The 12,582-nt window shown below is 71.3% G+C and carries 9 protein-coding genes; all 9 read left to right on the top strand.

From position 1 onward, the window contains the following. A complete protein-coding gene (locus ACFWH5_RS00610; protein WP_378830608.1) occupies positions 1-600 on the top strand; it encodes a rhomboid family intramembrane serine protease in 600 nt (199 codons plus the stop codon). Further along, a complete protein-coding gene (locus tag ACFWH5_RS00605) occupies positions 597-1,226 on the top strand; it encodes a hypothetical protein (RefSeq protein WP_378830606.1) in 630 nt (209 codons plus the stop codon). The genes ACFWH5_RS00610 and ACFWH5_RS00605 overlap by 4 nt, the downstream gene beginning before the upstream one ends. Positions 1,227-1,235: 9 nt before the next feature. Next, positions 1,236-3,347: a phosphate acetyltransferase gene (gene pta / locus ACFWH5_RS00600; protein ID WP_378830604.1), complete on the top strand. Its 2,112-nt coding sequence runs from the start codon at positions 1,236-1,238 to the stop codon at positions 3,345-3,347. Then, positions 3,344-4,567, top strand: coding sequence for an acetate/propionate family kinase (locus ACFWH5_RS00595; protein WP_378830602.1), 1,224 nt, complete (start codon positions 3,344-3,346; stop codon positions 4,565-4,567). Before pta ends, ACFWH5_RS00595 begins: the two co-directional genes overlap by 4 nt. 125 nt (positions 4,568-4,692) lie before the next feature. Continuing rightward, a complete protein-coding gene (locus ACFWH5_RS00590) occupies positions 4,693-5,433 on the top strand; it encodes an HAD family hydrolase (protein WP_378830599.1) in 741 nt (246 codons plus the stop codon). 33 nt (positions 5,434-5,466) lie between these two features. Beyond that, positions 5,467-7,965: a glycoside hydrolase family 65 protein gene (locus ACFWH5_RS00585; RefSeq protein WP_378830597.1), complete on the top strand. Its 2,499-nt coding sequence runs from the start codon at positions 5,467-5,469 to the stop codon at positions 7,963-7,965. A 320-nt stretch (positions 7,966-8,285) separates the two neighbouring features. Beyond that, the gene (locus tag ACFWH5_RS00580) at positions 8,286-10,898 is read left to right on the top strand and encodes a DNA polymerase III subunit gamma and tau (protein ID WP_378830596.1); all 2,613 of its coding nucleotides are present in this window, start codon (positions 8,286-8,288) and stop codon (positions 10,896-10,898) included. Beyond that, positions 10,898-11,491: a recombination mediator RecR gene (recR, locus tag ACFWH5_RS00575; RefSeq protein WP_378830594.1), complete on the top strand. Its 594-nt coding sequence runs from the start codon at positions 10,898-10,900 to the stop codon at positions 11,489-11,491. The genes ACFWH5_RS00580 and recR overlap by 1 nt, the downstream gene beginning before the upstream one ends. Continuing rightward, complete coding sequence (locus ACFWH5_RS00570) at positions 11,488-12,483, top strand: DMT family transporter (RefSeq protein ID WP_378830592.1); 996 nt, start codon at positions 11,488-11,490, stop codon at positions 12,481-12,483. Before recR ends, ACFWH5_RS00570 begins: the two co-directional genes overlap by 4 nt. Positions 12,484-12,582 lie beyond the last annotated feature (99 nt).

Here is a 12,582-nt window from a genome sequence, read left to right as displayed (position 1 = left end):
GTGACCAGTCCTGCGCCCTTCCGACGCCCGACCTCCTTCGCGCGGTTCCTCGCGCCCGTCGCGCTGCTCGCCGTGATGTGGGTGATCCAGTTCGCGGATGCCGTGCTGCCGGGCTCCTTCACCGGGTTCGGACTGCGTTCCTGGGATGCCGGTAGCCTCGGCGGCATCGTGCTCGGGCCGCTGCTGCATGCGAACTGGCCGCATCTGATCGCCAACTCCGTGCCGCTGCTCGTGCTGGGCTGCCTGGTGGCGGTCGAGGGGGCCGGCCGATTCTGGGTCGTCACGGCCGTCGCAGCGCTGGTCGGCGGCGCGGGCACCTGGCTGCTCAACCTCCCCGGCACCCTCACCGTCGGGGCGTCCGTGCTGGTGTTCGGCTACTTCGGCTACGTGGTCCTGCGCGTGTTCGCGCCGGGCAGGATGCCGCACCGCATCGCCTATGCCGCCATCGCGCTGATCGTCATCGTGCTGTACGGCGCGACCATGCTGGCCGGCATCTTCGCCGCCGCGGCCGGAGTGTCGTGGCAGGCGCACCTGTTCGGGGCCATCGGCGGCGGGCTCGCGGCGCTCGCCGGAGGGCGCCGCCGAGGGACTCCGGCGTGAGCGAGCACCGCAAGCGGGCGTCGACTGCTCGCCGGAGGGCTGCACGACGCCGCGCCCGCAAGCGCATGCTCCGGGCGACGTGGATCACGGTGGCGGTCGCCGTGGCGACATCCGCGCTCCTGATCGTCCTGGGACTGCTCACCGCTCAACGGCACGAGTACTGCGCCGAGCGTCCGCAGGCGTTCCCGGCGACCGGCGTGCACGGCTGGCGCGGAGACCAGCTCGAGAACGCGGCGACCATCGTGCGCGCCGCCGAACGCATGGATCTCGAGCGCGAGGCCCAGATCCTCGGCGTGATGGCGGCCATGGGCGAGAGCTCGCTGCACAACATCGACTACGGCGACTGGGAGACCTCGGGCGTGACGAACCCGGACGGCAGCCGCACCACCAGCGTCGGCCTGTTCCAGCAGCAGGAATGGTGGGGCACCGCCGAGGAGCGCATGGACCCGGCCACGGCCGCGACGCGCTTCTTCGCGCGGCTGCGCACGATCCCCGGCTGGCAGGAGCTGCCGCCCTCGCACGCCATCCACCGCGTGCAGATCAATTCCGACAGCGAACACTACGCCCCGTTCCACGACGATGCGATGGCCGTGGTCGACGCCCTGTCGGGAGCGTGCCCGGCATAGGCTGGCACCGTGGCGCGCAGCATCTACATCACCTCAGCCGAGGGGCACACCGGCAAGTCGACCATCGCCCTGGGCGTGCTCGACGCCCTGATGCGCGTCTCACCGAAAGTCGGGGTGTTCCGGCCCATCACCCGATCGGCCGACGAGCGCGACCACGTGCTCGAACTGATGCTCGCGCACGACGGCGTGCATCTCGACTACGACGCCTGCGTCGGCGTGACCTACGACGACGTCCGCCGCGACCCCGACCGCGCGCTCGCCGACATCGTCGCGCGGTTCAAGGCCGTCGAGGCGCAGTGCGACTCGGTCGTCGTGATCGGCACGGATTACACCGACGTCGCGAGTCCCGCGGAGCTCGGATTCAACGCCCGCATCGCCGCCAACCTCGGCGCCCCCGTCATGCTGGTGCTCTCCGGCCGCGACCAGCAACGTCAGGCCGAGCAGCTGGGCACCACGACGGCGCGCTCGGCCGAGCAGATCGGCCAGATGGCGGCCCTGGCGTTCGCCGAGCTGGCCGAGGAACGCGCGGAGCTGTTCGCCGTGGTCGTCAACCGCGCCGATCCGGATGCACTGCAGGCCGCGATCGATCGGGTCGAGGCCGTACAGCAGAGGCGCACGCCAGTGTGGGCGATTCCCGAGGAGCGGATCCTCGTCGCACCGTCGATGCGCGGCATCCTCGACGCCGTCGACGGGCGGCTGCTCAAGGGTGATCCCGCGCTGCTCGATCGTGAGGCGTTCGACGTCGTCGTCTCCGGGATGTCCATGGTCAACGTGCTGCCGCGCATCACCGAGGGCGCCGTGGTGGTCATCGCCGCAGACCGCACCGAGGTGCTGCTCGCCGCGCTGCTGGCATCCGCGTCCGGCACGTTCCCGCAGATCGCCGGCATCGTGCTGAACGGACCGTTTCCGCTGCCCGAGCCCATCGAGCAGCTGCTGGAGGGATTCGCGATCGGCATCCCGATCGTCGCCACCGACCTCGGCACCTTCGACACCGCCACCCGGATCATGAACACCCGCGGCCGGATGAGCGTCGAATCGGTGCAGCGGTACGAGCGCGCGCTCGCGCTGTTCCAGACCCATGTCGACATCACCGAGCTGTCCATCGAGCTGGGGCTGGCCGAGTCCACGGTCGTCACACCGCTGATGTTCGAGTACGGGCTCGTCGCACGAGCGCGCGCCGATCGCAAGCGCATCGTGCTGCCGGAGGGAGATGACGACCGCATCCTGCGGGCGGCATCCATCCTGCTCGCCCGTGACGTCGCCGACCTGACCATCCTCGGCGACGAGGGCGACATCCGCGCGCGGGCGGCGTCGTTCGGCCTCGACATCTCCGCCGCGCAGATCGTCAGCCCCACCGATCCCGAGCTCGTCGAGCGCTTCGCCGCGGAGTACGCGCGGCTGCGCGCGCACAAGGGGGTCACCCTGCAGCGCGCCGCCGACACCGTCACCGACGTGTCGTATTTCGGCACGATGATGGTGCACCTCGGGCTGGCCGACGGCATGGTCTCCGGAGCCGCGCACACCACCGCGCACACGATCCGGCCGTCGTTCGAGATCATCAAGACGCGCCCCGGCGTCGAGGTCGTCTCGAGCGTGTTCCTGATGGCGCTCGCCGACCGGGTGCTCGTCTACGGGGACTGTGCGGTGATCCCCGACCCGACCAGTGTGCAGCTCGCCGACATCGCGATCTCGTCGGCGGCGACCGCCCGGCAGTTCGGCATCGACCCCCGAGTGGCGATGCTGTCGTACTCCACGGGGGAGTCGGGTACCGGCGCCGACGTCGACAAGGTCCGCGAGGCGACCCGTCTGGTGCGTGAGCGGATGCCGCAGCTGCCCGTCGAAGGACCGATCCAGTACGACGCCGCCGCCGACGCCGCCGTGGCGAAGGCGAAGCTGCCCGACTCGGCGGTCGCCGGAAGGGCGACCGTGTTCGTGTTCCCCGACCTGAACACGGGCAACAACACGTACAAGGCCGTGCAGCGCTCGGCGGGAGCGGTGGCCATCGGCCCGGTGCTGCAGGGCCTGAACAGGCCGATCAACGATCTGTCGCGCGGGGCGCTCGTCGACGACATCGTCAACACCGTGGCGATCACCGCCATCCAGGCGCAGGAGTCGCGATGAGCGTCGTGCTGGTGATCAACAGCGGGTCGTCGTCGTTGAAGTACAGCCTCGTCGACGTGGAGCGCGAGGCCGAACTCGCCGGCGGCCTGATCGAGCGGATCGGCCAGCAGAGCGGCACCGTCAGCCACACCGTGCGCGTCGTGGCGCGGCCGGGGGAGACCGTGCCGGCCATGCTCGATGTCCGCCACTCCGACGAACGGCCGATCGCCGATCACGGCGAGGCCTTCGACGTGATGCTGCAGCAGTTCGCCGCTCACGGACCGGATCTCGCCGGGCATCCGCCCGTCGCCGTCGGCCACCGCGTCGTGCACGGCGGGGCGCGCTTCTTCGAGCCGACCCCGATCACGCCGCTGGTGGAGATCAACATCGACGAGCTGTCGGTGCTGGCGCCGCTGCACAATCCGGCCAACCTGGCCGGCATCCGCGCCGCGAAGGCCGCCTTCGCCGACGTGCCGCACGTCGCTGTGTTCGACACCGCGTTCCACCAGACCCTTCCGCCGGCCGCCTACACGTACGCGATCGACGCCGAAGTGGCCAGGAATCACCGCATCCGTCGGTACGGCTTCCACGGCACCAGCCACAAGTACGTGTCCGAAGCGGCGGCGGCGTTCGTCGGCAGACCGCTCGATGGTTTGCGTCAGATCGTCTTCCACCTCGGCAACGGCGCATCGGTCACGGCGGTCGACGGCGGGCGCTCTGTGGAGACGTCGATGGGCTTCACCCCTCTGGAGGGGCTGGTGATGGGCACGCGTTCTGGCGACATCGACGCGGCCGTGGTGTTCCACCTCGCGCGGCGAGGAGGGCTCGGAACCGACCAGCTGGACGCCCTGCTCAACAAGCGCAGCGGGCTGCTCGGGCTGGGCGGCAGCAACGACATGCGCGACATCCTCGCGCGGCGGGATGCCGGCGACGAGACGGCGAGTCTCGCCTACGACGTGTACATCCATCGGCTGCGCGCGTACGCCGGCGCCTACATCGCACAGCTCGGCGGTGTCGACGTCATCTCGTTCACCGCCGGAGTGGGCGAGAACGCCGCCGCCGTGCGGGCGGATGCCCTGGCCACTCTCGGATTCATGGGCGTGCGCGTGGACGCCGATCGCAACGCCGAGCGCGGCGCCGGAACCCGGCGCATCTCCGCCGACGACTCCTCGGTCGAGGTGCTCGTGGTGCCCACGGATGAGGAGCTCGAGATCGCCAGGCAGACGCTGAGCGCGATCTGACGCTCGGACCGCGGCGGCATCCGATCCGGATCGGCGACACGGGCCGCCCGCTTTCTCGTTACGCTGGTCTGCGAGCCCAACGTGGCGCCGGATCGACTACTTCGAGCTGACCTTCTGGAGGCTTCGTGCCTGACACTCTGCCCGACCTGCACCGCGCCGCGGGCGTGCTGTTCGACCTCGACGGCGTGCTGACGCCGACCGCCGAGGTGCACATGCGCGCCTGGCAGGCGGTGTTCGACCAGGTGTTCGCCCAGTGGGGCATCGTGCCGCCGTACACCGACGCCGACTACTTCGCCTATGTCGACGGCAAGAAGCGGTATGACGGCGTCGCCAGCCTGCTGCGCAGCCGCGACGTCGAGATCCCCTGGGGCGAGGTGTCGGATCCTCCCGAGGCGGAGACGATCTGCGGCATCGGCAACCGCAAGAACGCCGCGTTCGCCGCGGCACTGCGCAGCGAGGGCATCGCCCCGTACCCCGGCTCGCTCGCCCTGCTGCAGAGCCTGCGCGACGCCGCAGTGCCGATGGGCGTGGTGTCGAGTTCGAAGAACGCCGAGGAGGTGCTGGGCAGCGCCGGCATCCGCGACTTCTTCCGCATCGTCGTCGACGGCGTGGTCGCCGAACGCGGACATCTCGCGTCCAAGCCCGCGCCCGACATGTTCCTCGAGGGCGCCAGGATGCTCGGCGTCGCGCCCGCCGCCGCCGTCGCGGTGGAGGATGCCGTGGCCGGCGTCGCGTCCGCGGCGGCCGCCGGCTACGGCGCCGTCGTCGGCGTCGACCGCGGCGCCGGCGCTGACGTGCTGCGCGCGGCCGGCGCGACCGGTATCGTCGATGATCTTGCGCGTCTGCTGGCCGACGCCGCGCGCTGACCCCCTCACCCCCTCTCTCGCCCCGGAGAACGCATGATCGATCGCGACCGTTACCCCGTAGACCCCTGGCGTCTCGTCGAGACCCGTTACGACCAGGAGGGCGTCTCCGAGACGCTCTTCACCGTCGCGAACGGCTACCTGGGTCTGCGCGGGAACCATGTCGAGGGACGCGGGGCTCACGAGCACGGCACCTTCATCAACGGCTTGCACGAGACCTGGCCGATCCGGCATGCGGAGCAGGCGTACGGGTTCGCCGAGGTCGGGCAGACGATCGTCAACGCCCCGGATGCCAAGGTGATGCGCGTCTACATCGACGACGAACCGCTGTCCTTCGACGAGGCCGACGTGCACGAGTACGAACGCGTCCTCGACATGCGCACCGGCGTGCTCGAGCGCACTGTGGTGTGGGAGACGCCGTCCGGCAAGCGGGTGCGACTGCACGACGAGCGCATCGTCAGCTTCGACGAGCGCCATCTGGCGGTGCTGTGCCTCCAGGTGACCGTCGAGAACGCCGACGCCCCGGTGACCATCAGCTGCCAGCTGCTGAACCGCCAGGACGGCGCCGGCATCTACGCGGGCAACCCGATGGGCTCGTCGTCGAAGCGCAAGACGGGCTTCGATCCGCGCAAGGCGGAGAAGATCACCGCGCGCGTGCTGCAGCCGGAGGAGTACTGGCAGGACGGTCTGCGCTCGGCGCTGTCGTACCGGGTGAGCGATTCGGGCATGACGGTCGCCGTCGTGGCGGACCACATCATCGAGACCGAGAACGACTACAGCGCCCGCACGCTGATCGAGCCCGACATCGCCAAGAACGTCTTCCGCGTGCAGGCGAAGGCCGGCGTGCCCATCCGGGTCACCAAGATCGTCAGCTATCACAGCTCGCGCGGCGTGCCGGCGAGGGAGCTCGTCGATCGCTGCCGGCGCTCGCTCGACCGCGCCGCGGTGGAGGGCGTCGAGTCGCAGTTCCGCCGGCAGAGGCTGTGGCTCGCCGACTTCTGGGATCGCTCCGACGTGCGCATCACCGGACGCGACGACCTGCAGCAGGCGACGCGCTGGTGCCTGTTCCAGCTGGCCCAGGCCGCGGCACGGGCCGACGGCGTCGGCGTGCCGGCGAAGGGGTTGTCCGGGTCGGGCTACAGCGGCCACTACTTCTGGGACACCGAGATCTACGTGCTGCCGTTCCTCACCTACACCTCGCCGCAGTGGGCGAAGAACGCGCTGCGCGCGCGAGTGCTCATGCTGCCCGCTGCCCGCCGTCGCGCGGCGCAGCTGAACGAGGCCGGAGCGCTGTTCCCGTGGCGCACCATCAACGGCGAGGAGGCGTCGGCGTACTACGCGGCCGGCACCGCGCAGTACCACATCAACGCCGACGTGAGCTTCGCGCTGGGCAAGTACGTGCGGGCCACGCGCGACGTGGACTTCCTCTGCCGGGAAGGCGCCGACATCGCCGTGGAGACCGCCAGGCTCTGGGCGACGCTGGGCTTCTGGCGTGGCACGAACGGCGACTCGACGTTCCACATCCACGGGGTGACCGGGCCCGACGAGTACACCACGGTCGTCAACGACAACCTGTTCACCAACGTGATGGCCAGGTACAACCTGCGCTTCGCCGCCCGCATCGTGCACGAGATGCAGCGGGATGCGCCGGAGGCGTACGCCGCGCTGGTCGACAGGACCGGCCTCGACGCCGGCGAGGCGGACGCCTGGGCTCGTGCGGCCGAGGCCATGCACATCCCGTTCAGCGAGGGACTCGGCATCCACCCGCAGGACGCGATGTTCCTGGAGCGGGAGGTGTGGGATCTTGAGGGCACGCCGCGCGAGCAGCGCCCGCTGCTGCTGCACTTCCACCCGCTGGTGATCTACCGCTTCCAGGTGCTCAAGCAGGCCGATGTGGTGCTCGCGCTGTTCCTGCAGGGCGACCTCTTCACGGCCGAGCAGAAGCTCGCCGACTTCGACTACTACGACCCGCTGACCACCGGGGATTCGACCCTGTCGGCCGTGGTGCAGTCGATCATGGCCGCGGAGGTCGGGTACCAGGATCTCGCGCAGGAGTACTTCGAGCAGGCGATCTTCGTCGACCTCGGCGACCTGCACCACAACGCCTCCGACGGCGTGCACGTGGCCTCGGCCGGCGGCGTGTGGACGGCGCTGGTCAGCGGCTTCGGTGGCATGCGCGACCACGACGGCGAGCTGAGCTTCGACCCGCGCCTGCCGCGGGACTGGCCCGAACTGTCGTATCCGCTGCAGTGGCAGGGCTCGTCGCTGCTGGTGACGGTGACCCGCGACGCCCTGCGCGTCGAAGTGCGCTCGGGTGCGCCCGTGGCGTTCACGGTGCGCGGCGCGACCCACATCGCCGAGGTCGGCGATCCCGCTGTGGTGCCGTTGGCGAACCAGGGCCCGGTGCGCCCCGGCCGGCCGACGCTGCGCCAGTTCGCGGATGCTCGTCGCGACGACGGCACGCTGATGTCGCCTACCATCCCCGTGACGACCTCGGCCATCCCGGTGATTCCGGTGGTGGCGCTCGAGGACTGATCCCCACGCCCCCTCAGGACAGCGCTGGCGCGCCGTCCTGAGCCTCGGGGCGTGGGGCCCCTCTGGGTGGGCACGGGTCTTGCCTTGCGGCGTTGGGCTCTAAGGCACAGCGCTGGCGCGCTGCGCTGAGCCTCGGGGCGTGGGGCCCTCTGGGTGGGCACGGGTCTAGCTTGCGGCGTTGGACTCTAGGGCACAGCGCTGACGCGCTGCGCTGAGCCTCGAGGGGGCGTGGGGGCCCTGTGGGTGGCGCGCGGTCTTGCCGTGCGGCGCTGTCGGGTTGCGACGGGCGCGATGTCCGTGCCACGCCGTAGGCTGGACGGGTGACGACAGCCCTCTACCGCCGCTACCGGCCCGAGACCTTCGGCGAGATGATCGGGCAGTCGCAGGTGACCGATCCGCTCATGACCGCTCTGCGCGGCGACCGGGTGGGGCATGCGTATCTCTTCTCCGGCCCGCGCGGATGCGGCAAGACCACGTCGGCCCGCATCCTGGCGCGCTGCCTGAACTGCGCGGAGGGACCGACCGACACCCCGTGCGGCGTGTGCCCGAGCTGCGTGGAGCTGTCGCGCGCCGGAGGCGGCTCGCTCGACGTCGTCGAGATCGACGCCGCCAGCCACAACGGTGTCGACGACGCCCGTGACCTGCGCGAGCGGGCGACCTTCGCTCCGAGCCGCGACCGCTTCAAGATCTTCATCCTCGACGAGGCGCACATGGTGACCCCGCAGGGCTTCAACGCGCTGCTGAAACTCGTCGAGGAGCCGCCCGCGCATGTGAAGTTCATCTTCGCGACCACCGAGCCCGAGAAGGTGCTCGGCACCATCCGCTCGCGCACGCACCACTACCCGTTCCGCCTCGTGCCGCCGGCCGCCATGCTCGAGTACGTCGAGAAGCTGTGCGGTGAGGAGGGCGTGCAGGTCGATCAGGGCGTGCTGCCGCTGGTGGTCCGTGCCGGCGGGGGATCGCCGCGTGACACCCTGTCGCTGCTCGACCAGTTGATCGCCGGGTCGGAGGCGGGCCAGGTCACCTACGCCCGAGCCGTCGCGCTACTGGGCTATACGCACGCCGAACTGCTCGACGAGATCGTCGAGGCGCTCGCCGCGGCCGACGCCGCCGCAGCCTTCCCCGCGGTCGATCGCGTCGTGCAGACCGGACAGGACCCCCGCCGCTTCGTCGACGACCTGCTCGAACGACTCCGCGACCTGATCGTCATCGCGGCCGTGGGCGACGGCGCGACCGCCGTGCTGCGCGGCCTACCCGACGACGAGCTGCAGCGCATGCGCGGCCAGGCCGCAGCCTTCGGCGCCGCGCGCCTCTCGCGCACCGCCGAGGTCGTCAGCCAGGCGCTCGACGACATGACCGGAGCAACGTCGCCGCGGCTGCACCTGGAGCTGATGGTGGCGCGTGTGCTCGCCGGCTCCGCTCTCGAGTCCGGTGCCGCGCCCGCGGTCGCTCCCGCCACGCGCGCACCGCACGCCGCCGCCCCGCCGCAGACGGCGCCGGCACCCGCGACGACGGCTGCCGGCGGATCCTCGCCGCAGCGGACACCGGCTCCGCAGGCATCGGCGCCGTCCGCGGACCCGGCGACGACCAGCGGTGGAACGCCGTCGTCGACGACCGCCGACTCCGCCGCCCCCGCAAGCTCCGCCGCCTCGTCGCCGGAGCCCGTTCCCGCCGGCGCGTCGGCGCAGGGCGCAGCCGCTGCGCAGCCGTCCGACGGGGCACCAGCGCATCCGGCCGCGCCGGTCGTCGAGCCCGAGACCGCCGGACCGGCCGAGACCGGCGGCGCGACCGACCCTCGCGGGACGGATCCGGCGAAGACGAAGGTCGCGCCGGGACCGGTGACGATCGAGCGCATCACCGCGGCCTGGCCGGCGGTGCTCACGCGGCTCGAGACGATCAGCCGGTCGTCATGGCTGATCGTCACCGGCATTCAGCCGCTCGCGTACGACGCCGACAGCGAGATCCTCACCCTCGGGTTCGCCAGCGCGAGCGACGTGCCGCGGTTCAAGGGCACCAAGCCGGGTGAGAGCACCTCAGACCACCTGCGTACCGCGATCGAGCAGGAGCTCGGCGTGCGCGTGAAGTACCGCCCGGCGCCGCTGCCCCCCGGCGGCGGAGGAGGTGCCGGATCGCCCGCCCCGGCCGGACCGGCGCAGGACGGCCCGGCCGCATCGCGAGCCGTCAAGGATCAGGCCGCCGGCGACGGCTCCGTCGGTTCGGCTGTCGATCCGTCCCCGCCGAGCCCCGGCGCGGCACCGGCCGACGACGCTCCGGCCGCGGGATGGGCCAACCCGATGCAGCCACCTGCGGGGGCTCGTGACGGCGGCGCTTCCGATGCGGGTACCGGACGGGCATCCGCTCCGTCGGGCGCTTCGCGCTCCGCTGCCGCCGCGGTCACCGAGTGGGCGGTCGCGCCCATACCGCGCTCCGCACCCGAGCCGTCGCCGTCGGCCACGCTGACGGCGCCGCCGCCGCAGTTCCCGGTCGACGAGGAGCCCGCCGAGGTCGAGGCCGCCGCATCGACCCCTCGCCCCCCGGCGAACGGTGTCGTCGATGACGACGTCCCTCCGCCGCCCGACGACGACTATCCGCCCTTCGACGACGAACCGCCCTACGATCCGGCCTACGACGGTCACGGAGCGCCCGCGGACCGCGCGGGGTTCGCCGGCCCCGCGGCATCCGCCGGCTCTGGGACGTCCGCACCGACCCGCCATCCGCAGGCCGGCGCAAGCGCGTCCGCACGGGACAGCGCCTCCGCACGAGACCGCCCCTCCGCCCGAGCCAGCGCGGCGCGCGCGGCCGCACCCGTCGTGTCGGCGCGCTCCGCCGCACCGGAGGGTGTGCAGCGCTACGGCGAGGCGGTCGTGCGCCAGGTGCTCGGCGCCACGTTCCTGCGTGAAGAGCCCTTCCAGCCGCAGACGAGGTTCAACTGATGTACGACGGCATCGTCCAGGAGCTGATCGACGAGTTCGGCAGGCTCCCCGGCATCGGCCCGAAGTCGGCCCAGCGCATCGCGTTCCACATCCTGCAGACCCCGAGCTTCGACGTCGCGCGTCTCGCCGAGCTGCTCACCGACGTGCGCGCCCGCGTGCGCTTCTGTGAGATCTGCGGAAACGTGTCCGAGCAGGACCGCTGCGCCATCTGCCGCGACCCTCGCCGCAACCCCGAGCTCATCTGCGTCGTCGAAGACGCGAAGGATGTCGCCGCGATCGAGCGCACCCGCGAGTTCCGCGGGCTCTACCATGTGCTCGGTGGTGCGATCAGTCCCATCGCCGGCGTAGGCCCCGACGACCTGCGCATCGCGCAGCTCATGTCGCGCCTGGCCGACGGCACCGTGCAGGAGGTCATCCTCGCCACCAACCCGAACCTCGAGGGTGAGGCGACGGCGAGCTACCTGAGCCGACTGCTCACCAGCATGCAGATCGCGGTGTCGAGGCTGGCATCCGGACTGCCCGTCGGCGGCGACCTGGAGTACGCCGACGAGGTCACCCTGGGGCGCGCCTTCGAAGGCCGCCGACGACTGTGAACGCCGCGCACGCCGGATTCAGCCGCCGAGGCTGGATCCTGTTCGCCATCATGGCGTTCGTCTGGGGTATCACCTACCTCTTCATCAAGGAGGCGGTCGAGTCGTTCTCGCCGCCCGCCGTCGTCTCCGGGCGCACGCTGCTCGGTGCGCTCGTGCTGCTGCCGTTCGCGATCCGCAGCGGCGCGCTGAAGGCGGCGTGGAAGTACTGGCCCTGGGTTCTCGCCTTCGGCCTCGTGGAGATGGCGGGACCCTTCCTGCTGCTCAGCCACGCCGAGACGCAGCTGCCCTCGGGGCTGACCGGTCTGCTCGTCGCCACCGTGCCGCTCTTCGCCGTGCTCATCGCCCTGCTGCGAGGCGATCGCACCGCACTCGCGCCGGTGCGCCTCGGTGGGCTGCTGCTCGGATTCGCCGGCGTGGCGGTCGTCGTCGTCGGGCCTGGACTCTTCCCGCACGGTGCCGGCAGCCTCCTCGCGATCGGCGAGATCATGCTCACCGCCCTGCTCTACGCGATCGCGCCGTTCATCATCGCCCACAAGCTGAAGGACGTGCCCTCCATCGGCACGATCACCCTCGCCCTGTTCGCGATCGGCCTCGCCTACCTTCCCGTCGCTCTGCTCACGCAGCACGAGGTTCCGACGCTGCGCTCCACGATCTCGCTCGGACTGCTCGGCGTGGTGTGCACGGCCCTGGCGTTCGTCGCCTTCTTCGCGCTCATCCGCGAGGTGGGGCCCGTGCGCGCCCCATTGTTCACCTACGTCAACCCGATCGTCGCCGTCGTGCTCGGCACCATCGTGCTGGCCGAGCCCGTCACCACCGGACTGCTGATCGGCTTCCCGATCGTGCTGATCGGATGCTGGCTCGCCGCCACCGGCGGGCGGTTCAGGCCCCGGGCATCCGCTCCCGACCTCACCACCGGGCCGGTGACCACGTCCGAGACGGCCGAGGCGATCGTGCCCGACGGCACGGGGCCCGGTCCCGACCAGCGGCGCTGACCGCAGTCGGGTGGGCACTGTCACATGCACGGGGCGGCATGAGGGGCGTCCGTAGAATGTGCGTGGGCGGATCCGCCCGACGACACTGCGCCCTTCGAC

The sequence above is a fragment of the Microbacterium sp. NPDC058345 genome, assembly GCF_042723855.1.
Taxonomy (GTDB): Bacteria; Actinomycetota; Actinomycetes; order Actinomycetales; family Microbacteriaceae; genus Microbacterium.
The sequence above is the reverse complement of the archived record's forward strand: the minus strand, read 5'-3'. Positions and strand labels throughout refer to the sequence as shown.